The 20808-nt window shown below is 59.8% G+C and carries 16 protein-coding genes; 6 read left to right on the top strand and 10 right to left on the bottom strand.

Annotated features, from left to right (window positions below):
• Nucleotides 1-598 precede the first annotated feature (598 nt).
• From IMCC20628_RS08365 to IMCC20628_RS08355, 4 genes are all read left to right on the top strand, one after another.
• Nucleotides 599-4441, top strand: a complete 3843-nt coding sequence (locus IMCC20628_RS08365; RefSeq protein WP_047029841.1) for a vitamin B12-dependent ribonucleotide reductase — start codon at nucleotides 599-601, stop codon at nucleotides 4439-4441.
• A 101-nt stretch (nucleotides 4442-4542) separates the two neighbouring features.
• Entirely contained in the window at nucleotides 4543-4860 is a 318-nt protein-coding gene (locus IMCC20628_RS25060) for a hypothetical protein (RefSeq protein WP_156174443.1), read from the top strand.
• Nucleotides 4861-4907: 47 nt separating this feature from the next.
• Nucleotides 4908-6185 (top strand): IS66 family transposase, encoded by a 1278-nt coding sequence (locus IMCC20628_RS08360; protein ID WP_047029489.1) that lies wholly within the window; start codon nucleotides 4908-4910, stop codon nucleotides 6183-6185.
• A gap of 106 nt (nucleotides 6186-6291) precedes the next feature.
• Entirely contained in the window at nucleotides 6292-6714 is a 423-nt protein-coding gene (locus tag IMCC20628_RS08355; protein ID WP_052766354.1) for a DUF4145 domain-containing protein, read from the top strand.
• A 260-nt stretch (nucleotides 6715-6974) separates the two neighbouring features.
• Here the strand turns inward: IMCC20628_RS08355 and IMCC20628_RS08350 are convergent, their stop codons facing one another.
• Complete coding sequence (locus IMCC20628_RS08350; protein WP_047032387.1) at nucleotides 6975-7262, bottom strand: GIY-YIG nuclease family protein; 288 nt, start codon at nucleotides 7260-7262, stop codon at nucleotides 6975-6977.
• 554 nt (nucleotides 7263-7816) lie between these two features.
• Here IMCC20628_RS08350 and IMCC20628_RS08345 point away from each other — a divergent pair.
• Entirely contained in the window at nucleotides 7817-8257 is a 441-nt protein-coding gene (locus IMCC20628_RS08345; RefSeq protein ID WP_047029840.1) for a hypothetical protein, read from the top strand.
• 227 nt (nucleotides 8258-8484) lie between these two features.
• Here IMCC20628_RS08345 and IMCC20628_RS08340 read toward each other — a convergent pair whose 3' ends face one another.
• Nucleotides 8485-8859 (bottom strand): DUF6481 family protein, encoded by a 375-nt coding sequence (locus IMCC20628_RS08340; RefSeq protein ID WP_280949429.1) that lies wholly within the window; start codon nucleotides 8857-8859, stop codon nucleotides 8485-8487.
• Between the two features lie 295 nt (nucleotides 8860-9154).
• Here IMCC20628_RS08340 and IMCC20628_RS08335 point away from each other — a divergent pair, with 295 nt between their 5' ends.
• Nucleotides 9155-9373 (top strand): alkylphosphonate utilization protein, encoded by a 219-nt coding sequence (locus tag IMCC20628_RS08335; RefSeq protein ID WP_047029839.1) that lies wholly within the window; start codon nucleotides 9155-9157, stop codon nucleotides 9371-9373.
• 25 nt (nucleotides 9374-9398) lie between these two features.
• Here IMCC20628_RS08335 and IMCC20628_RS08330 read toward each other — a convergent pair whose 3' ends face one another.
• The 8 genes from IMCC20628_RS08330 to IMCC20628_RS08295 all read right to left on the bottom strand — a co-directional run bounded on the left by IMCC20628_RS08330 (nucleotide 9399) and on the right by IMCC20628_RS08295 (nucleotide 20680).
• The gene (locus IMCC20628_RS08330) at nucleotides 9399-10607 is read right to left on the bottom strand and encodes a cation:proton antiporter (RefSeq protein WP_197078418.1); all 1209 of its coding nucleotides are present in this window, start codon (nucleotides 10605-10607) and stop codon (nucleotides 9399-9401) included.
• Between the two features lie 79 nt (nucleotides 10608-10686).
• Complete coding sequence (locus IMCC20628_RS08325) at nucleotides 10687-12165, bottom strand: YdiU family protein (protein ID WP_047029838.1); 1479 nt, start codon at nucleotides 12163-12165, stop codon at nucleotides 10687-10689.
• Nucleotides 12166-12217: 52 nt separating this feature from the next.
• A complete protein-coding gene (locus IMCC20628_RS08320; RefSeq protein WP_047032384.1) occupies nucleotides 12218-12715 on the bottom strand; it encodes a hypothetical protein in 498 nt (165 codons plus the stop codon).
• A gap of 108 nt (nucleotides 12716-12823) precedes the next feature.
• Nucleotides 12824-13330 (bottom strand): peptide-methionine (S)-S-oxide reductase MsrA, encoded by a 507-nt coding sequence (gene msrA, locus IMCC20628_RS08315; protein WP_047029837.1) that lies wholly within the window; start codon nucleotides 13328-13330, stop codon nucleotides 12824-12826.
• Nucleotides 13331-13780, bottom strand: coding sequence for a peptide-methionine (R)-S-oxide reductase MsrB (gene msrB, locus IMCC20628_RS08310; protein WP_047029836.1), 450 nt, complete (start codon nucleotides 13778-13780; stop codon nucleotides 13331-13333).
• A gap of 140 nt (nucleotides 13781-13920) precedes the next feature.
• Nucleotides 13921-18111, bottom strand: a complete 4191-nt coding sequence (locus IMCC20628_RS08305; RefSeq protein ID WP_052766353.1) for a translocation/assembly module TamB domain-containing protein — start codon at nucleotides 18109-18111, stop codon at nucleotides 13921-13923.
• A gap of 1 nt (nucleotide 18112) precedes the next feature.
• On the bottom strand, nucleotides 18113-20053 hold the full coding sequence (locus tag IMCC20628_RS08300) for an autotransporter assembly complex family protein (protein WP_245307939.1): 1941 nt from the start codon (nucleotides 20051-20053) through the stop codon (nucleotides 18113-18115).
• A gap of 120 nt (nucleotides 20054-20173) precedes the next feature.
• Entirely contained in the window at nucleotides 20174-20680 is a 507-nt protein-coding gene (locus IMCC20628_RS08295; protein ID WP_047029835.1) for a DUF1993 domain-containing protein, read from the bottom strand.
• Nucleotides 20681-20808 lie beyond the last annotated feature (128 nt).

Here is a 20808-nt window from a genome sequence, read left to right as displayed (position 1 = left end):
GTTCCATCGAAATTTTACCCGGAATTTGTCGATCGAAAATCCGCTCTGACCGATTCACCGGCCGTTCAAAAGCCGCCGCTTCGTCTCCAGCCCCGCAATTCTGCGGTTTCTCAATCAGCAATGGCCTGAGTTGCAGAAACAGGGTTTTTCCTCGTTTTCCACAATCTGCAACCACAAGATATAGTGGACGTAAATCCGTCACGGACAAGCCCTTGACGCACCCACCCGAGTCGATGCTTATAGGACAAACGTTGCGGCGGCGGCGTGGCTGGAATGTTTCGAGGCCAGTCAATTCCTGAGTATTTTGTTTCAAGACATCTGGCTCTGCGCGGAAATGCGTAGGGAGCGGAAAACTGCGTTTTGATCCCGGATTAATCTCATTGGGACGCAAAAATAGGGCTGGCAGTAAGAACCTGTTAATACTATATTTAGTGTTTGCAGCCACCCTGACCACAAGATACAGGATTCTCAACCACGGGAATCACACTATGTGACCGAGTAGAACAACCGGCTGCGCAATGAGTGCGCAGCCTGCGGAAAAGCTATTGTCGTGACGCAAGGACTGCGCCCGGCTTCGAATTTGATAAAGAGGACTACCATGCGCATCGAACGTCGGTTCACCAAAGACGGCCAGTCAGCCTACGCAGAAATTGAATTCCGCAAGGCGACCAGTGAAATCCGGAACCCGGACGGTTCGATCGTGTTCCGTCTCGCCGACATCGATGTGCCGGTCCAGTTCAGCCAGGTTGCAGCCGACATCCTCGCCCAGAAATATTTCCGCAAGGCCGGCGTTCCCGCGCGTCTCAAGAAGGTCGAAGAAAATTCGGTGCCGTCCTGGCTGTGGCGTTCGGTGGCTGATGAAACAGCCCTTGCCGAACTGCCCGAGGACGAGCGTTACGGCTCGGAAACCGATGCCCGCCAGGTCTTTGACCGGCTCGCCGGCACCTGGACCTATTGGGGCTGGAAAGGCGGCTACTTCACCTCCGAAGATGACGCCCGCGCCTTCATGGACGAGCTGGCCTACATGCTCGCCACCCAGCGCGTTGCGCCCAACAGCCCACAGTGGTTCAACACCGGCCTGCACTGGGCCTACGGTATCGACGGACCCGGCCAGGGCCACTTCTATGTCGACCCCTTCACCGGCAAGCTGACCAAATCAAAGTCCTCCTACGAGCACCCGCAGCCGCATGCCTGCTTCATCCAGTCGGTCGAGGACGATCTCGTCAACGAGAACGGCATCATGGATCTGTGGGTGCGTGAAGCCCGCCTGTTCAAATATGGCTCCGGCACCGGTTCCAACTTCTCCTATCTTCGCGGCGAAGGCGAAAAGCTCTCGGGCGGCGGCAAATCGTCGGGCCTGATGAGCTTCCTCAAGATCGGCGACCGCGCAGCCGGCGCCATCAAGTCGGGCGGCACCACCCGCCGCGCCGCCAAGATGGTTGTGGTCGATGCCGATCACCCAGATATCGAGGCCTATATCAACTGGAAGGTCAAGGAAGAGCAGAAGGTTGCAGCTCTGGTCACCGGCTCGAAAATCGTTGCCGGCCACCTCACCGCCATCATGAAGGCCTGCATCAATTGCGAAGCCGACAATGACGCCTGCTTCGACCCCAAGCAGAACCCGGCTCTCAAGCGCGAGATCAAGGCTGCCAAGAAGAACCAGGTGCCTGAAAACTACGTCAAGCGCGTCATCCAGTTTGCCCGCCAGGGCTACACCGACATTGAATTCAAGACCTATGACACCGACTGGGATTCTGAAGCCTACCTCACGGTATCGGGCCAGAACTCCAACAACTCTGTCTCGGTCAAGGACGACTTCCTTCAGGCTGTCGAAACCGACGGCGACTGGAACCTGACTGCCCGCAAGGACGGCAAGGTGATGAAGACGCTCAAGGCCCGTGACCTGTGGGAACAGATCGGCCATGCCGCCTGGGCCTCGGCCGATCCCGGCCTGCATTTCAACACCACCATGAACGACTGGCACACCTGCCCGGCTGAAGGCCCGATCCGCGCCTCCAACCCGTGCTCGGAATACATGTTCCTCGACGACACCGCCTGCAACCTGGCCTCGCTCAACCTGCTGCAGTTCAAGGACGCCGGCACCAAGCGCATCGACATTGCCGATTACGAGCACGCTGTCCGGCTCTGGACCATCGTTCTCGAAGTCTCGGTGATGATGGCGCAGTTTCCCTCCCACCAGATCGCCGAACGCTCCTACAAGTACCGCACGCTCGGTCTCGGCTACGCCAATATCGGCGGGTTGCTGATGACCACCGGCATTCCTTACGATTCCAAGGAAGGCCGCGCCATCTGCGGCGCGCTGACAGCGATCATGACCGGCGTGGCCTATGCCACATCGGCGGAAATGGCCGGCGAGATCGGCACTTTCCCGGGCTACAAGGAAAACAAGAAGAACATGCTGCGGGTGATCCGCAATCACCGCCTCGCGGCCCATGGCAAGTCGACCGGCTACGAGAACCTGTCGGTCAATCCCGTCGCGCTGATCCATGACGAATGCCCGGACCAGGACCTGATCACCCACGCCACGGCTGCCTGGGACAAGGCGCTTGCGCTGGGTGAAAAGCACGGCTACCGCAACGCACAGGCCACAGTCATTGCACCGACCGGCACCATCGGTCTGGTGATGGATTGCGACACCACCGGCATCGAACCCGATTTCGCGCTGGTCAAGTTCAAGAAGCTCGCCGGCGGCGGCTACTTCAAGATCATCAACAACGCGGTGCCAGAAGCACTGCGGACTCTCGGCTATTCCGAAGCCCAGCTGGCCGAGATCGAGGCCTATGCGATCGGTCACGGCAACATCAACCAGGCGCCTGCCATCAATCCCGGCTCGCTCAAGGCCAAGGGCTTTACCGACACGCAGATTGAAACCATCAACGGCGCCACCAAGGCTGCCTTCGACATCAAGTTCGTCTTCAACAAGTGGACGCTGGGCGAACAGTTCTGCAAGGACGTCCTCGGCCTCACCGACGAGCAGATGAACGATTTCTCCTTCGACATGCTCTCGGCCATCGGATTTGCCAAGAAGGACATCGAAGCCGCCAACATCCATGTTTGTGGCGCCATGACGCTGGAAGGCGCTCCGCACCTCAAGCTCGAGCACTATCCGGTGTTTGATTGCGCCAATCCATGCGGCAAGGTCGGCAAGCGCTACCTGTCGGTCGACAGCCACATCCGCATGATGGCGGCAGCACAGCCGTTCATCTCCGGCGCCATCTCGAAAACCATCAACATGGCCAATGACGCCACCGTCGATGATTGCAAGAACGCCTATATGCTGTCGTGGAAACTGGCACTGAAGGCCAACGCGCTCTACCGCGACGGCTCGAAACTGTCCCAGCCGCTCAATTCCTCGCTGATCGAGGATGATGAGGACGAGGATGACGCCATCGAGGCGCTGGTCGCCATGCCGGCTGCCGCCCAGGCCGTCACTGTCACCGAAAAGATCGTCGAGCGCGTTGTCGACCGGCTCTACCGCGACCGCGAAAAGCTGCCCAACCGCCGCAAGGGCTACACCCAGAAAGCCGTCATCGGCGGCCACAAGGTCTATCTCCGCACCGGCGAATTCGACGACGGCCGTATCGGCGAGATCTTCATCGACATGCACAAGGAAGGCGCTGCCTTCCGGGCGATGATGAACAATTTCGCCATCGCCATCTCGCTCGGCCTGCAATATGGCGTGCCGCTCGAGGAATATGTCGAGGCCTTCACCTTCACAAAGTTCGAACCGGCCGGCATCGTTCAGGGCAACGACGCCATCAAGAACGCCACCTCGATCCTCGACTACATCTTCCGCGAGCTGGCCGTCTCCTATCTGGCGCGTCATGATCTGGCCCATGTCGACACGAGCGACTTCGGCAACACCGCGCTCGGCAAGGGCATTTCCGAGGGCAAGGCACAGCCGTTCTCCAAGGGTCTGACCCGCGGCGCATCGCTGAAAGTCGTCAACAGCGCCAGTGCCACTGGTAACGCCAGTGTCGGCGGCAGTGTCGGCACCGCCGAGCCCAAGGGCCAGGCAGCCGCCCCTGCCAAGGCTGCGCCCGCCAAGGCAACGCCGTCCGGCGCTTCGGTGATCACTGCCTCCTTCGCCGGCAAGGGCACCGGAAACCTGGCGGTCAAATCCGAACCGGAGGCCGTCAGCGGTGACACCGCCGTCGCCTTCAAGCGCGATTACGAGGAACGCGCCGAGGTGCTGGCCGCCGAAATCGACCTGGTCGAGAATGACGCCACCGAACTGTTCTCCGACATCGCCGCCGACGCTGCCCGCGACGCCAAGGCCAAGGCCGCCGACCGCCGCGCCAAATCGCTGATGCAGGGTTACACCGGCAACATGTGCACCGAGTGCCAGAACTTTACCATGGTCCGGAACGGCACCTGCGAGAAGTGCGACACGTGTGGAAGCACGAGTGGGTGCAGCTGAGGAATACAGGGATAAGTAGCAACGCTGCTTTTCACTTGCTTGAACTGAGATAAGGTAGCCCCGCGGTGATTTGGTTCACTGCGGGGTTTTGAATTGGGGATATGAAAGTGAAGAGCGGATATATTATTCCAACACTTGGAAAAGAAGCTTTCTCGTGCCCCAACTGCGGCGCCCTTGCTCATCAAACATGGTATTTTTCAGGTATAAATCAATGTGCAAAAGGTCATAACCCCTGGGTTCCAGTTGACGATGTTTTGGAGAGAGTCGAAAAATCCATAGAAGACGAAGAGAAAAAGAGAAAACTAAAAAATTACTACACAGGCATATTAAAAAGAATACCGATCACATTTGAAGACAACCAATGGGAAAACCATAGAAAAATACATAATATTACCTTCTCAAAATGCTATTATTGGTAATTACCCACCCCCTTGCCATGCACCACAATGTCTGAATCCATGATGATATGGATCGGACTGATTTGCAGCAGCTGAGCAAGGACGAATTGATCGAGATGGTGCTTCGGCTCCAACGGCCTGCCAAGGATTCTCGGACGTCTTCCAAGCCGCCCTCTACGGACAAGAAAGAGAAACGCGTCAACTCACGACCGGGTGGAGCCAAGCCCGGGCATGAACCCCACAATAGGGTGCTGGCGGATTTTGCCGACATGTTTCGCGATCATGAACCGACCGCCTGCAAGAGATGCGGCCATGCGTTTTCCGGTGATGATACGATGGTGCTGGCCGGGGCCTATGACGAGATCGATATTCCTGCGATCCGTCCTCATGTCACCCGGCATCGGCGTTTTTCCTGTCATTGCTCGCAATGCGGCACGACGACAAAAGCCACCGCACCTGCCGTGGCAACCGCAACGCCGTTCGGGCCAGGCATTCACGCGCTGGCGATCTACCTCAAGAGTTTCCATGCATTGTCTTACGAACGCCTGAGCGGTGTGTTCATGGATATCTTCGGCCTCCATGCGAGCGAGGGCGCGATCATGAACATGTTTGCCCGCTCCCGTCCGAGCTTCCAGGCCACAGCACAGGCCGCCAAGGCCAGCCTTCGAGCCGCCCGCGTTGTCGCCAGCGACGAAACCGGTGTGCGTATTGAGGGCACAAATGCCCAACACTGGGTTTTTCATTGCAAGGATGCCGTTGTCCACCAGCCCGATTACTCCCGTGCAGCACGGGTCGTTCACGAGACCATGGGCGGCCATGTCCCCGAGGTATGGATATCTGATCGGTATTCAGCCCAGCAATCTCACGGCCATCGACATCAAACCTGCCTTGCACATTTGGCGCGTGATACAGCCTTTGCGCTGGAACATGGCGAGGATGATCTCCCTCTTCGCTTCCAGCTTTGGTTTGGCCGTGTGTTTGATTTCGCCAGAGCCATAAGCACATTCGCTGCGTCTACCGTCGCAAGCAAGAAGCGCAAATTCGATAAACAGCTTGCCGGGCTTCTATGCGCCCCGACTTCATGCGACCTGGCCCAAAAGCTCCAGGCCAAGATCGGGCGGGCCCGCGATCAGCTGCTGACGTTTTGCGACTATCCCGGAGAAGTCGATGTCACCAACAACACATCTGAGCGAAAGCTCCGTCCATGGGTCATTCAGCGAAAGGTGACAAACGGATATCGCGCCATGTGGGCCGCCCAAGCCGAGGCGGATGTACGCACAACCGTCGATACCGCCCGCCTTAAAGGCGCAAATCCCTTCCAGGTTATCGCATCCGTCTTGGCGTAGGCCGACATCAAGGCCCGAAATCATAAATTCAGGGGTGGGTAATTACTATTATTGCAGTAAATTTTCAATTTGGCTCTACGACAAAATTCTTTTTCCGGAAACAAGTATGGAAATTGGATTCAATGAAGATTGCCCGGATTCAGTTTTACCGTTCCTCGAAGAAGCCCGAAACGTCTACCCAAAATCAGCCCGTTGTGCCGCAGCGATGCTACGACTTGCAATGCAGCAACTATGTATTGAATTGGGCGAAAAAGGTAAAAACATCAATGACGATATCGGGTCTCTTGTTAAGAAGGGCTTAGATCCCCGCATAACAAAAGCGCTCGATATAGTGCGCATTGTTGGAAACGGGGCCGTACACCCAGGAGAAATCAACTTTGCTGACAATGATGAGACAGTCTTAGAGCTATTCAAGCTCATTGATGTCATCACGACGGCTATGATTTCCCAACCCAAGAAAATTGACGAACTGTTTGAAAAGCTGCCTGAAGGCCCCCGCGAAGCAGTGAAGAAACGCGATGGCGAATAGTTGCTGATAGAGACAGGCTGCACCATCTCTGAATGGATCCTCGGCTCGGAGGCCGAGGATGACGACGGGAAGAGTGAGCCAGGACTATAGTCATATGGCGCCGAGACGCCACCCACACTTCGTCATCCTAGGGCCCCGACCCTAGGATCCATTCCGTGATCTCAACTCGTTTGCGAAATCTCACCTCATCGCTGCCATCCCGACTGCACCACATCACCGCAAGACCCATCGCATGGCACGATCCCAATAGCACCGGCCCATCACCACCCGGTGCCGCGAAACAGTTCAAACCAGTCCGGATTGGTCTCTTCAATCAGATCGATCTTCCACTGCCGCGGCCAGCGCTTGAGCGATTTTTCGCGCTGGATGGCAACACCAATGTCAAAATGCTCTTCATACCAGACAAGCCGCCGCACACCGTAACGGCTGGTGAAGCGCGAGCCGGTCCCAGCCGTATGCTCGGGAATTCGCCGCCCCAGATCATTGGTCACGCCGATATAGATCGTCCCGCCCTTCCGGCTGGCGAGCATGTAGACATACCCCGTCATCGGCAGATGATACCGCAACTGGCGACATCACGGAATGGATCCTCGGCTCGGTGGCCGAGGATGACGACGGTTGGGTTGTGCCGAAACCACCGGGCAGATGATGCATAGGCGATCACCCCCCGCTCACTTCGTCACCCTAGGGCCACGACCCTAGGATCCATTCCGTGATCCCACACCACTCCGTCATCCCGGCCTAGGGCCCCGATCCAGCCACCGCGCGTCGGCGCGGTGAGAGTCTCCTTCAGACACACGGACACCAAAGCGTCTCCCGGCTCGCGGACGCTCGCCGCGGGATGCCGGATCGGGGTCCGGCATGACGGTGATCGGGGATCATAAAGCACCAGCAAGCACCACCCCGTGCAAAAACGCCACCCCCATCGCCAGCAATTCCAGCCACTTGCCCAAAATCCGCCCCAATCTTATCCCCACGCCGCCCACCCGTGCGACACTCATCTCGCCTTCGCCAGATCGGATGTTTCGGGACCACGGACCCCGGAGCGGCGAAGGTCGGCAGATCCGGTCCGCGCGGAGCCGAACCGCACAGGCCGGAGGGATTGCTGATCGACATCCCGGCGCGAACCTCTCCAGAGACCGTCGTGCCGGTGCCGGAAACCGCGTTGACCCGTGTCAGCGGCCGGCAGGCCCGCATGCTTTATGGTGTAAAGCCTGAAGGCATCCGGGAAGGACGGGTTCGGCGGCGCGGGCCGCCCAACAATAACGACCGTCCGCCACGTGTGATCGTGATCAATTCCGGAACCACCCGGCGCCCGGAAGGCATCGGGTCCGACACCGGCGGGGCGCCGCGCGAGCGGCCAAAAGCCAAACCCATGTCTCCATCAGGGCACGCCGCGCGCGCCCCGCATTCCGGCCTGTCACCGACAGCCACCGGGCCACGAAAACTCACACCGTCGGTGACGATGTCACGCGCGGATTTTGGCCGTGTCGTTGGGGTGGGAATCGGGAATTTCGGCATTCCCCTCACCTGCAATTTCTAGCGCTTAGCTTGCGCTAAATGCTGAAATTGCTTCCTCTTCCACAACGGGGAGAGGCCAAATCGCGGAAAGCTCGTCGCTCTCTCCTCGCCCCTGGTGGAAGAGGACACAAAGTCGCGATCTTAGCCGCAGGCTAAGTCGCAAATTTTGTTGGTGAGGGGGCGGGCGCAATCCGAAACAATTCGCGCGAGCGCGGCTTTTGCCCGGCAGGAGGCCGGGCACAGCGAAAACTACCTGGCTTTGCGCGCAGCATAGCGCTTGTCGCGCTTTTCCTTCATGGCAGCCATATCGGCGACGGCGCGCTCGGCGCGTGCCTTTTCGTCCGCCTCGCGGGCCAGTCGTTCCGCATGTTCGGCCGCATAGGCGGCTTCCGCTTCGGCAGCGGCAACCACCGCCTGGCGTTCTTCTTCTTCGATCTTCAGGCGCACGCGTTCGGCGTGGCGGATTTCGCGCGCTTTGACCAAAGCCTCGCGTTCGGCGCGTCGCGCGATAACTTCGGGATCGTCCGCCTTCGGCGCAGCCTTGAGTTTCTCCAGAAGCTTTTTCTTGGCTTCCATGGCATCCTCACGGCGGTCGGTGAAGGTGGTGCGTACTTGCTTTTTCAAACGAAATTCGTCCTTGGTTGGGAGTTGTGCCAATGCGGCAAGCCGCCTGAAAAGGCGGTACATATGGTATTTGCCGCTTCAGGGGCATTTATACAACCCCATCGGGCTGTTTTGACCCAGACTATTTCCATATTGCCCGCTTGGTGATGCCGCAAACCCCACCGCCGCCGCTCATGCGGGGTCGGAAATCGCCCCATCGGGAAACATCACCAGCGCCGCAATCGGACCTGACACCCTTCCCCGAATCTTTTCCACGCGCTAGACCGCTGTCCTATCAACAGGAAAGGCACACGAGATGAGCGACGAAACCCGGGATTCCAATGGCGCAGTGCTGGCTGACGGCGACAATGTCACCCTGATCAAGGATCTCAAGGTCAAGGGCACCTCCTCCACCCTCAAGCGCGGCACCATGGTCAAGGGCATCAGGCTCACCGGCAATCCCGACGAAGTCGAATGCCGGGTCGAAAAGATCAAGGGCCTGGTACTGCGCACCGAATTTCTGAAAAAGGCCTGAATGATCCCGACAGCTGAGCTGTCACTCACCGCTTGCCGATCCATTTGGCGAGCGGTGTCGAACTGAGGCCATGGGCGAGGATCGACAGCGCCACGGTCATCGCGACGCAGGCCAGAAGCTCGGCCTCGTTGGGAAAATCGAACTCGTCCATGATCACCAGCGTGAACAGGATCGAGGCCAGTCCGCGCGGGCCGAACCAGCCTAGAAACAGCTTTTCCCGGGTCTTCAATCCGGAACCCAGCAGCGACAGCCAGATCGCCCCCACCCGCACCAGTGTGAGAAACAGCACCGCGATCACCACGGTCTTGACCGAGGCATGGGCCAATCCTTCGGGCAACAGCAGCGCTCCAAACACCAGAAATGACGACATGGTCAGGATCTGCCCGGCCCCATCCATGAATTCCCGGACAAAATGCAGATTGTGGCGGTAGCTGTTGCCAAAGATCATCCCGGCAACGAAGGCGGCGATAAAGCCGTTGCCGCCAATCACTTCGGCCAGCACATAAGCGGCAAAGCTTGCTGCCACAAACACCACCCCTTCCGCAGCCGCAGCAATCAGCCGGCGCGATTGCGCCATGTCCATCAGCCGCGCAACCACCCATCCGGTGGCGATGCCTGCCAGCGGGCCGAGCACGATCTGCGTCACCGCATTGGCCGCCAGCCCGTCGGTCTTGGCTTCCATCATCCCGGCAGATGCCAGGATGGCGCCGAGCAGCACGAAGGGCAGCACCAGCCCGTCATTGAGCCCGCTCTCGACATTGATGGTTTCGCTCAACTCGTCGGGAACGCTGGCATTGGTGACAACGCCCTGCGCCAGTGCCGCATCGGTCGGCGTCAGCACCGCGGCGGTCAGCAGCGCCATGGCGATGCCGCCTTCGGGACTGACCAGAAAGGTCACCAGCGTGCCGAGCAGGATCGACAGCGGCAGGCCGATCACCAGCATCCGCGCCGGCAGTTTCCAGTTTTGTTTCAGTTGCGAGAATTGCACATGTGACGCATCGGCAAACAGCACCAGCACCAGGGTGATTTCCGCCAGCAGCCGCTTGCCCTCGTCCAGAACCTGCGGCGGTGCGGCCATGCGCAGCGGCTCGGACAGGGCATAGCCCAGGCACATGAAAATGATCGGCAGAGTCAGGATCGAGCGGTTGATCGCCCGGCTGAGCAGCGAATAGGCAATGAAAGCGGCAAGAATTGCCAGGGCGACCAGATCGAGATGCAGGCCCTGGCTCATCATGTCAGCTCCGGTTGAGGATGCCGCCGATTATGGCCCGCACGGGCGGGCTATGCCATCCCTGTCGCGCCGGCACCGGCCATCAGGTGCCGCAATAGGTTGTGTACGCACCAAAATCCGACGGCGCGCCGAGTGCAAAGACTTCCAATCCCTTCCGCTCGGTGAACGGATCGGCCAGTACCTCGACAAGCCGTTCAAATGGCGCAAGATCGCCCTTGGTGGCAGAGACAAGTGCGGCCTCGACCATGTGATTGCGCGGGTTATAGACCGGATTGACCCGGTCCATCCGCGCTGCCCGGTCGTCCAGCGATCCATCTTCGCGCCCAAGTCGGGCCTGCCACAACGGCAGCCAGACATCAAACCCTGCCGGATTGGCAAGCAGCGCCCGGGTTGCCGAGGCGTTGCCTGCAAGCGCCGAGGACAGGCTGCGGAACACCCGGGTGAAATCGGCATTTTGGGTTTCCAGCACCGCCAGCAGCCCGGTGGCAAGCTCCATGTCTTCCGGCTCTTCACGGCTCAGCCCCAGCTTGGCGCACATGCCAATGAGCCATTCCCGCTCATAGGCGAGCGGAAAGCCGTTGATCACCTCACCGGCCCGACGCACCGCATCCTCGCTGTCATCCGGATTGATCAGATCGAGCAGGGTTTCGGCCAGACGCGCCAGGTTCCACTGTGCGATCTTCGGCTGGTTGCCATAGGCATAGCGGCCATTGCGGTCGATCGAGGAAAACACGGTCGCCGGGTCATAGCCATCGATGAAGGCGCAGGGGCCGTAATCGATGGTCTCGCCGGAAATCGTCATGTTGTCGGTGTTCATCACCCCGTGAACGAAGCCAAGCAGCATCCATTTGGCAATCAGCGCCGCCTGCCGGTCGCGCACGGCCTTCAAAAGCCCGAGATAGCGGTCAGGCTGGCCGGCAAGCTCGGGATAGTGCCGGGCAATGGCATAATCGGCCAATTGCCTCAGCCGGTCGGTCTCGCCCCGCGCGGCAAAGAACTGGAAGGTGCCGACGCGCAAATGGCTTGACGCTACCCGCGCCAGCACAGCGCCCGGTTCCGGCCCGTCCTGGCGCATGATCTGTTCGCCGGTGGCCACTGCCGCCAAGGCCCGAGTCGTCGGTACGCCGAGCGCATGCATCGCTTCGCCAATGATATATTCGCGCAGTACCGGGCCAAGCACCGCTTTGCCGTCGCCACCGCGTGAAAACGGCGTCCGGCCGGAACCCTTGAGGTGGATGTCGCGGCGCGCGCCATCGGTGGCAATGACTTCTCCGAGCAGCAATGCACGGCCATCGCCAAGCTGCGGCGAGAAGCCGCCAAACTGGTGCCCGGCATAGGCCATCGCCAACGGCGTCGCACCTTCGGGCGCCGTGTGGCCAGCAAAGATTGCAGCCCCGGCCTCGCTATCGAGCGCGTCTGCGTCCAACCCAAGCTGGGTGGCGAGCTCCCGGTTGAACCGGATCATTTTGGGTTCAGGAACCTCGGCGCCCTTCCAGGGAACATAAAAACCCTCGAGATCGCGGGCGTAGGAATTGTCAAAATCAAAAGCTGCGATGCTCATTGCTGTGTTCCTTTGTCGCGTCCGGCGTGCTGCAAGCGTCGCCGTCAGAGATTTAATCGGCGTCGAAGGCCACGCTCTCGTGTCCCAGCGCCTCGATGAAACGGCGCGGATCGAGGCCGAAATCGGCAAAGATCACCTTGTTGTCCGCACCGACGATGGTGAACCACGGAGTGCCTGCCGAGCGGTAATCCTGCATGAAGCTCGGATAGGTCTCGCCCTCCCGCGCCACGTCATGACCGAAGGGAATGGCCAGATGATAGCGTTGCTGGTTGATCGCAAGCTTGTCGACGGTGTTGTCCTTGAAGTCCTCGAACACGGTCTGGATTGCGGCAAAACCAACGCCGGTGCCGGCAAGATGGTGATGCAGATAGCGCAACACCGGGAAACCGCGTGAATGGCAGCCCGGACAGGCGTGTTGAAAGCAGAACAGGATTTTCATCCCCTCGCCCAACTCCTTCAGAGTGAGCGGCGGCCGACCCTGTCCCTTTCCGTCTATCCAGTGTTGCACCCGGAGTTCCGGTGCGGTGCGGTGCAAAGACCCAAATTGCATGGCATGTCCTTTCCGCATTCGGGTGCGCTGGGCATTTCCCGGTCAGCCACGTGACCGCGGCGAGATTACCAATCGCCGCGGTCATCTCTTTGCCAATTTGTCGAACGGCTATTCGGCGGCGTCGCGTTTCGGCAGCACCCAGTCGGGCCGGACGAAATGACAGGTGTAACCATGCGGGATCCGTTCGAGATAATCTTGATGCTCGGGCTCGGCTTCCCAAAAGTCGCCCACTGGCTCGACTTCAGTCACCACCTTGCCCGGCCAAATCCCCGACGCATCGACATCGGCAATGGTGTCGAGTGCTGTCTGCCGCTGCTGCTCATCCGTGTAATAGATGGCCGAACGATAGGCGGTGCCGCGGTCATTGCCCTGACGGTTGGGCGTCGACGGATCGTGGATCTGGAAGAAGAACTCCAGCAATTCACGATAGCTGATCCGGTTCGGATCGAAGCTGATTTCGATGGCTTCGGCATGGGTACCGTGGTCGCGGTAGGTGGCGTTTTTCACATCGCCACCGGTGTAGCCGACACGGGTATCTTCGACACCGGGCATCTTGCGGATCAGATCCTGCATGCCCCAGAAACATCCGCCGGCAAGTACTGCGCGCTCAGTCATCTAGATATCCTCCACCTGGTCAACATAATCACCATAGCCTTCATCCACCATGTCGGCTTTCGGGATGAACCGCAACGACGCGGAATTGATGCAATAGCGCAAGCCGCCACGATCCTGCGGCCCGTCAGGGAACACATGCCCCAGATGGCTGTCACCGTCGCGCGAGCGCACTTCAATGCGCACCATGCCGAGCGAGGCATCGCGAATTTCAGCCACATGGGCGGGCTCGATCGGTTTGGTGAAGCTCGGCCAGCCACAGCCACTTTGGAACTTGTCCGAGGAGGCAAACAACGGCTCGCCCGAAACGATGTCGACATAGATGCCGACCGCATGGTTGTCGTTGTACTCACCCGTAAACGGACGTTCGGTTCCACTCTGCTGCGTCACCCGGAATTGTTCGGGCGTCAACTTTGCAATGGCGTCCTCTGTCTTGGCGAATGTCTTGGTCATTGCGGTGCTCCTTCCGTGAAGGCTTTGCGGCCTGAACCAGAAATGGGTCATAAAGGCCCGGTTTTCAATCACCCGAACCGGTCACCGGTCCAACACCGGCTTCTCAACCGGTCAATTTTCAGTGAGGCCTACCAAGGCGGTCAATATTCGCGTTCGAAAAAGATGCCGCCCTTGGTTTCACCATCCGCACCGGCTTCGCCACGCAGTTTGATGCCTTTGCCGATATCGAGATCAATCCGGGCCTTGCTGGAACCGGCAGAGGCGCCGCTTTCAAGTCCAAGATAGGTCCGGTCGTTGAGATACTTGCCGACGCCGAGCGAGGTGTCACCGGTTTCCTCGTCGGTGCGCACGTCAATGTCGTCGACGCCGGTGGCCCGCCGCAATGTCTCGACCAGCCCACCACCCTTGACGGCGCCAGTCAACTGACCGGCCGCCTCGGCAAGCTGGGCAATCTGCAATGGTGACAGGCTGCTCATCGACCGTCCGAAAACAAGCTGCGCCAGGATTTCATCTTCGGGCAATTCCGGGCTGGAGGTAAAGCTGATCGTCGGCGCATCGGCGCGCCCGGTCACCAGTACCGTCACCGTGGTGGTTCCCGACTGGCTTGTCGCGGCGAAATCAAGGATCGGCACCACCGATCCGGCAAAGCCAAGGCTGCCGCTGGTGAAATCAAGCCGCTTGCCCAGCACACTGAGCCGACCGCGCGTCAGATCAAAGCCGCCGGCTGCGACCGGAGCGCCGATATTGCCACTCAGCCGCAACGTGCCGCCCAGCTCCACATCCATGCCCCTGCCCCGGACGAAAATGCGGCTTGCCTGCACCCGCACATCAAGTGCAAGCCCGCTCGACGAACTGCCGTCGTCGCCGCCGGACAAGCGCTCGGCCTGCGACTGAACCTGCGCCGAAGCATTCTTGTGAGTCACATCAAGTCCTGCAATCGAACTCGGAAGCGTATCGGGAACCGTAATCGTGGTCTCGTCCAGCCGCACCGTGCCGCCAAGCTGCGGCAGTGCCGTCAATGGACCGGTCAGCGTGAGGTCAGCGTCAAACTGCGTCGCCACCATCTGACCGTCGGCATAGCGCCCGCGCTCCACTTTCAGCTTCAGATCAGCGGGGAAATTCGCAGCCGCGTCGATCGAAACGGTCCCGGATCCGCTGATTTTACCGCCTGACGACAACTCACCCGAAAGCGACCGGATCGTGGCTTGTCCCGGCGTCAAACCGATATCTGCAGCCAGATTGTCGATTGCGATGCCCGAACGTGCGTCGACCAGACGCGCACCCGTTGTGGTGATCGACCCGGCAATCTGCGGTGCCCCCACAGAACCGTCGATATTTATGTTAGCCTCAGCCGTGCCGGACAACCCCATTCCCTGTTGGGCAAGGGTTCTGGAGAGAAGCGCAAACGGTACGCTGCCATTAATCTTTGCCGACAAAGCGCGCGCGCCGCCGGTGTCCAGACCGCCGGATGCGGTGAAAGCCAGACCGCTGCCATTGGCCCGCGCATCGAAACTCAGCCGCCCGCCATTGAGGCCACCGCTGGCATTCACCGACAATGGCAGATCGGCAACAGATGATGCCGCCGCTGCCCGCACATCACTGGCATTGAGATCATAGCTGATCACCGGCGCTGACGCCGTGCCGCGAACACTGACCTTGCCCGACAGCGCGCCGGATAGCCCCGCGCCCGGCGCCACCGCGTTGACTGATGTCAGCGGCAGACCGGAAATCGCGACGTCGATGTTCAGTGTCTTGCCGGCAGACCCGCTCACCGCCACTTGTCCGCCGCCCGGCGAAATCACCAGGCGCTCAACCTGTGCAACGCCGTCGACAACCACCACCCGCGCCGGTTCGGTCAGGTTGACAGCAAGCCCCTTAAAAGTGGTTTGACCGCTCTCGACTTCGAGCTCAAGTCCAGCGTCGCCCTGGCGCAGTCTTGCCTTCAGAGCCACCGGCAGACCGGCGGCCTGCGCCTTGCCGTCAACAACGGTCCAGCCGTCTGACTGGGAGAATTCTGCCTTGAGACCAGAGACATCGGTGCCGCTTGCGTTGAGCGAAGCGACATCGAGCGAGCCGGTCGGCTTCGGCGCACCCATCAGATCGGCGATGCTGGCGTTCAGACTGGCATCGCGAACCGAAAATCCGTCGCCCGAAAGTTCAGGAAAGCCAAGCTTGATGTCAGCCACCGACATGTCGTCGCGCACATCAAACTTGATCGTGCCGCCGCCACTGCCGGTAACCGCCTGCAGGGCCAGCGCCGACAACGAACCGATATCCTTGAGATCGAGATCGATCGTGCCCTTTGGGCGGAACGCTTCATCCAGGACCAGCGTTCCCGAAATCAGATTATCGGCGACCTGAAGCCGCAGCGGATCAATCCGGACAGCACCTTCCGACCGGGCCAAGACGACATTGCCGCTGATCGGCCGGCCTTCAAGTGTGCCCGAAAGTTCCACATCGGCCTGCGGAGAGGCAGGATCAGCCACACCCTTGGCGGCAAGCACCAGATCGGACAGGTCACGGCCCTGGACCATTAGTCCGTCACCATTCAACGTCGCTTCAAATGCGGGAGCAGAGGCTTGGCCCGAAAGGGTTGCAGTGAGGCTCACACCACCCGACACGGCCTCGCTGACACCCGTCAGGCTGGAAAGACTGGCCGCAATGTCGCCGGCAATGTCTCCATCGCTGCCAAGCGCAACGCCACCCGATGCCTGGGCGAATTCGCTCGAAACCTGAAAATCCCGCACCGTCAGCGCCCCGGCATCGTCCCGCGTTACCTCACCGGCAAACTCCAGGGCGTCGCCCAGCATCTTAGGCGCCTCTGCCGATAGCACCGCCGTGCGCAGCATTCCCGAAAGCCGTGCAGCAAGTCCGCCGGCACTGTCATAGGACACATCCTCTATCGCCACGTCGGTCACGCTCGACTTGATCTGCAGCTTGTCACTGGACACCGATCCGTCTTCGCCCAGCACAACATCTCCGGCGAGCGAAACGCCACCGGCCACCGCACGGGCCAGGATCTCATTGGCTGAGCCTATGGCGCCGACCTTTACGTCGACAGCGCCTGTGCCGCTGCGCGTCGCCAGCGAAAACCGGCCTAAATCCACAACGGCGTTGATTTTGTCCGCGGTAAAGTCGCTGCCTGAAACCGCTTCCGTCGATGCTTCGAGCCGCACCGCGGCTTCCTCCGCATTGCCTGTCACCCGGATGGTCGCAGCAGGAACCGCCAAGGTGATGCGGGATTGGTCCTCGCCAAATTGCAGATCACCGGCGCCGGGCTTTGGTGACACCGAAGCCGTCAGGTCAACCTGGCCTTCCCGCGCCACCCGGCCATGACCTTCAGCGTTGAGCGAGTTGGACGAAAAGGTGAAAATGTCGATAACCGCGCCAGCCCTGTCCGGTTCGATCAGGCCTTCCAGCACAAGATCGCTGCGTCCCGAAACAAGCTGTCCGATTGACGGCGGCAAGAACCGGTCAAACGAGCCATTGGCCTGCAACGACACCGCATCGCCCGCCTCACCGGCCACCATCTGCATGTTGGCTTCCGCCACGATCTCATCATTGATTGTACCGGCTGCGTTCAGCCGCCAGTCAGCCAGAGAGCCTTGCGATGTCGCGGTCAGGCTGATTGCATCTTCAGAGGTCAATTGCAGCAGATGCGCCAAAACCCCGCCCGCAGGTTCCGTCAGCTTGGCTGAAACATTGAACCGGTCTTCTTCCTCGAGATAATCGGCGTCCAGGGTCAGTTCTCCACCAACGCCGTCGATCCGCTTGACCACCAAGTCGGCCAGAACCGTAGACAGCGCCCCGTCCACACGTGCGCTGCCTTTGGCTTCAAACCGGGCCACGCGCCCGGCAACGGGCTCGCCCAGCAGAATGTCAGGTGCCGAAAATCGCTTGATGTCGAAGGCCAGCGGCAACACGAGCGGGCCGCTTTCAGCCTGGCTGTCGGCTGGCTCCGGCAGTCGCGCCAGTTCCACCGCATCGATGGTGATGTCATCGATTGCCAGCCCGGCGCTCAACAGCGCAAGCGGTGACCAGTCGATCCGGATGCCTTTTATCAGCAACCAAGCCTCGCCCGAGGCGTCACTCAAAAGCACGTAACCAATTCGCGTCGAGCCAGACAGCAACCCATCAATTCTGTCGATTTCAACGCTTTGCGTCGGACCCGAGCCGAGCCGGTTCAATGTTACTGCGATCAGCCAGCCGCCCGGTGTGGTGGCAAACACCAACAATGCACCGGCCAGAAGAACCAGAACGCCAATAGCAAACCAGCGCACCGCGCGCCGGATCGGACCCGGACGGGATCTGGATTTTTTCGTGGCAGCCATGTCAGAATGCCTGCCCGATCCCGGCATAAATCCCGTAATCAGGATCGTTTGCGCCCTTGTTCAACGGCACCGCGACGTCGACACGCAGCGGTCCGAACGGCGTCTGGTAACGCAAGCCGACGCCCGCGCCAACCTTGAACTCCGCGCCTGAGAAATCTTCGTTGGAGCTGACGAGGCCGGCATCTACGAATGGAACGACCCCGATTGTGTCAGTGATTCCGATCCGTAACTCAGCCGATGTTTCGAGCATCGAGCGCCCGCCGGTCGGACTACCGTTCGCATCAAGCGGTCCGATATCCTGATAGCCGTAACCGCGCACCGAGCCGCCGCCACCGGCATAAAACCGTCGGTTTGCAGGTATTGACGCGAGATCGGCGCCATAAATCGACCCTGCGGCAACCCGCCCGGCAACCACGAATTTCTTCTCCGCATCAAGCGCCCGATAGGCTGAAGCCTCGGCGCGAAGCTTGACGAATGTTGCCCCGCCATTGATTTCATAGGCCGGCTCGACCAGCAGCGACAAACGCGTGCCGGTGGTCGGGTTGAGCTTGTTGTTGCGTGTGTCGCGGACATATTCGAGCGGCAGCGCCACCGTTATGGTCTCGAGATCGACATTGAAGCTGTCAGTCAGCTTGGCGTATTCGACGTCAACACCTGCCGACACGGTCTGTTGCGGAGTCAACTCATAAGACACCCCTGCCGCAGCCTCGACCGAGAACCGGCGATAGGCATCAAGGTTTTCCTGCTCGACTTCGAGCTTGGCAGTGAATTTCGACGCCGGTCCGATAACGCCGGGCTTTTCAAACAGCATCGCACCGCGCCAGGCCATGTCCTTGGCATCGGTAGTTTCACCTAGACTACTCACGGATGCTTCGATGCGGAGCTTCTCGGCCCGGCCAAACAGGTTTCTGTGCCCCCAATAGGCCTCCAGCCCGCCGCCATCGGTCGACGAATAGGTGGCGCCGGCGCCGAGGAACCGGTGCTTGCGCTCGGCCACAGTCACCTGAACCGGTACGGTACCATCAGCCGAAAGACTGTCACTGCCGCGCACGTTGACGCTCGAGAACACCTCGAGCGAGCGCAAGCGCTTTTCTGCGGCGGTCAGGGCTGCCGGATCATACTGCTCACCTTCAGGAATTCCGGCCATCCGCGCGACAAAATCGGAATTGACGCTTTCCGTGCCATCGACTGAGGTTTGTCCAAACGGCGCAATCGGCCCGGCCTCAAGCTGCAGCGAGATATCGAGAACGCCTCGGGCATGGTCAGCGACCACATCGCGACCGGTAATCTGGGCGAACGGATGGCCGTTTTTTTCGAGATCCCGAACCAGGACTTTCTCGGCGTTGAGAATCACGGTTGATTTTGCCAACTGACCGGTGGTCAAACCTTGCTCGGCGGCCGCATAGGTGCCGCCATCAGTATCGCGTATGGTGACATCGCCGAACCGGAACTGTTTGCCCGGATCGACAAGAATGCGCACCGGCACCGGGCCTGAACGGCGCAAGTCGGTATCCGGCGGCAGATCGGCCAAGGGTTTGCCGTCGAGTAATATGCGCACTTCGCCAGCATAACGGGCGTTTTCATAAAGTGCTGCGATCAATTGCTCAAAATCGCCATTGGCGCGCTGGATCAGGCCGATCGAGCCCGACACGGGGCTGTCCGCTCCTTGAACCAGCTGTGATGCGGCTTCCAGCTCGGTACGCAACTCAGCATCAGGATCGGCGCCCGCCACCTCGATTGAAACCGTGTAGGAGAGCGGATCGACCACCTCGATCGTGTCGGCCTGATCGCCTTCAAACAGTTTCAGACCAAACACCTCGAAGGCCTGAGCCGGCACGGCAGACACGGTGATGGCGATCCCGAAGCACAGAACAGCCGAAAGCCTGCGCGGCCACAACGGGCCGCGCGCTTCGGAGATTTTGGTCCGCGCGTGTTTCATCATCACCTGTTTAGCATGCCATGGTGAACGGTTGCTGAACATTGTTAGCGTATAATGGTGTCCTCACAACAGACCCATAACAACAGACATATGTCGAAAACATGTTTTGTCGACAGGCACCTGTCAGCCGCGGCCAAAAAAATCACCTTTGCCGAGCGGCACACCATTGTGACGCAGGATCGCGTAGGCGGTCGTCATGTGAAAATAGAAATTCGGGAATGAATAGCCCTGAAGATACTGGCCGCCCGGGAACGTCATTTCCTGGGGGCCGACCTTGATCGTGATGTTACGGTCTTCCGCGCCGTCAAAGCCTGCCTGCGGCACGCTGAGAACGAAGTCGCGCACTTTGGCAATGCGGGCGTGCAATTCGGCGAAGGTTTCCTCGGTATCCGGAAATGACGGATTTTCCACTCCGCCCAGACGCGCAGCCGCGCTCTTGGCATGATCAGTGGCGATCTGAACCTGGCGCTTCATCGTCAACATGTCCGGGGCCAGACGGTCATTGAGCAGCACCGTCGGGTCGATCTTGCGCTCGGTTGCCCAGGCCTCGGCCTTTGTCAGCACGTGGGCCAGGTTTGTCAGCATGCCTGCGTAAAACGGCACGGTCATGGAATACATGGAAATTGTCATTGGAAACCCCGGTTGAGTGCGCGGAAAGCATTTTCCCACCGCGCTGCATGTGGAATGTCCCCTGCCCGGTAGCAAGCGGCATTCGCGCCCAGGGCAAAACTTCTTTGTTGCGCAATGTCGCATTTCCC

The organism is Hoeflea sp. IMCC20628 (assembly GCF_001011155.1).
Taxonomy (GTDB): Bacteria; Pseudomonadota; Alphaproteobacteria; order Rhizobiales; family Rhizobiaceae; genus Hoeflea.
Note: the sequence above shows the minus strand (reverse complement) of the source record. Positions and strands in the feature narration are given on the sequence as shown.

Bases quoted from the DNA above. Each gene is read 5' to 3' on its own strand.
- IMCC20628_RS08360 (WP_047029489.1), top strand. From the start codon at position 4,908: ATGGATCGGACTGATTTGCAGCAGCTGAGCAAGGACGAATTGATCGAG.
- IMCC20628_RS08325 (WP_047029838.1), bottom strand. From the start codon at position 12,165: ATGAGCATCGCAGCTTTTGATTTTGACAATTCCTACGCCCGCGATCTC.
- msrB (WP_047029836.1), bottom strand. From the start codon at position 13,780: ATGACCAAGACATTCGCCAAGACAGAGGACGCCATTGCAAAGTTGACG.
- IMCC20628_RS08355 (WP_052766354.1), top strand. From the start codon at position 6,292: ATGGAAATTGGATTCAATGAAGATTGCCCGGATTCAGTTTTACCGTTC.
- msrA (WP_047029837.1), bottom strand. From the start codon at position 13,330: ATGACTGAGCGCGCAGTACTTGCCGGCGGATGTTTCTGGGGCATGCAG.
- IMCC20628_RS08300 (WP_245307939.1), bottom strand. From the start codon at position 20,053: ATGATGAAACACGCGCGGACCAAAATCTCCGAAGCGCGCGGCCCGTTG.
- IMCC20628_RS08350 (WP_047032387.1), bottom strand. From the start codon at position 7,262: ATGACGGGGTATGTCTACATGCTCGCCAGCCGGAAGGGCGGGACGATC.
- IMCC20628_RS25060 (WP_156174443.1), top strand. From the start codon at position 4,543: ATGAAAGTGAAGAGCGGATATATTATTCCAACACTTGGAAAAGAAGCT.
- IMCC20628_RS08305 (WP_052766353.1), bottom strand. From the start codon at position 18,111: ATGGCTGCCACGAAAAAATCCAGATCCCGTCCGGGTCCGATCCGGCGC.
- IMCC20628_RS08320 (WP_047032384.1), bottom strand. From the start codon at position 12,715: ATGCAATTTGGGTCTTTGCACCGCACCGCACCGGAACTCCGGGTGCAA.
- IMCC20628_RS08335 (WP_047029839.1), top strand. From the start codon at position 9,155: ATGAGCGACGAAACCCGGGATTCCAATGGCGCAGTGCTGGCTGACGGC.
- IMCC20628_RS08295 (WP_047029835.1), bottom strand. From the start codon at position 20,680: ATGACAATTTCCATGTATTCCATGACCGTGCCGTTTTACGCAGGCATG.
- IMCC20628_RS08365 (WP_047029841.1), top strand. From the start codon at position 599: ATGCGCATCGAACGTCGGTTCACCAAAGACGGCCAGTCAGCCTACGCA.
- IMCC20628_RS08330 (WP_197078418.1), bottom strand. From the start codon at position 10,607: ATGATGAGCCAGGGCCTGCATCTCGATCTGGTCGCCCTGGCAATTCTT.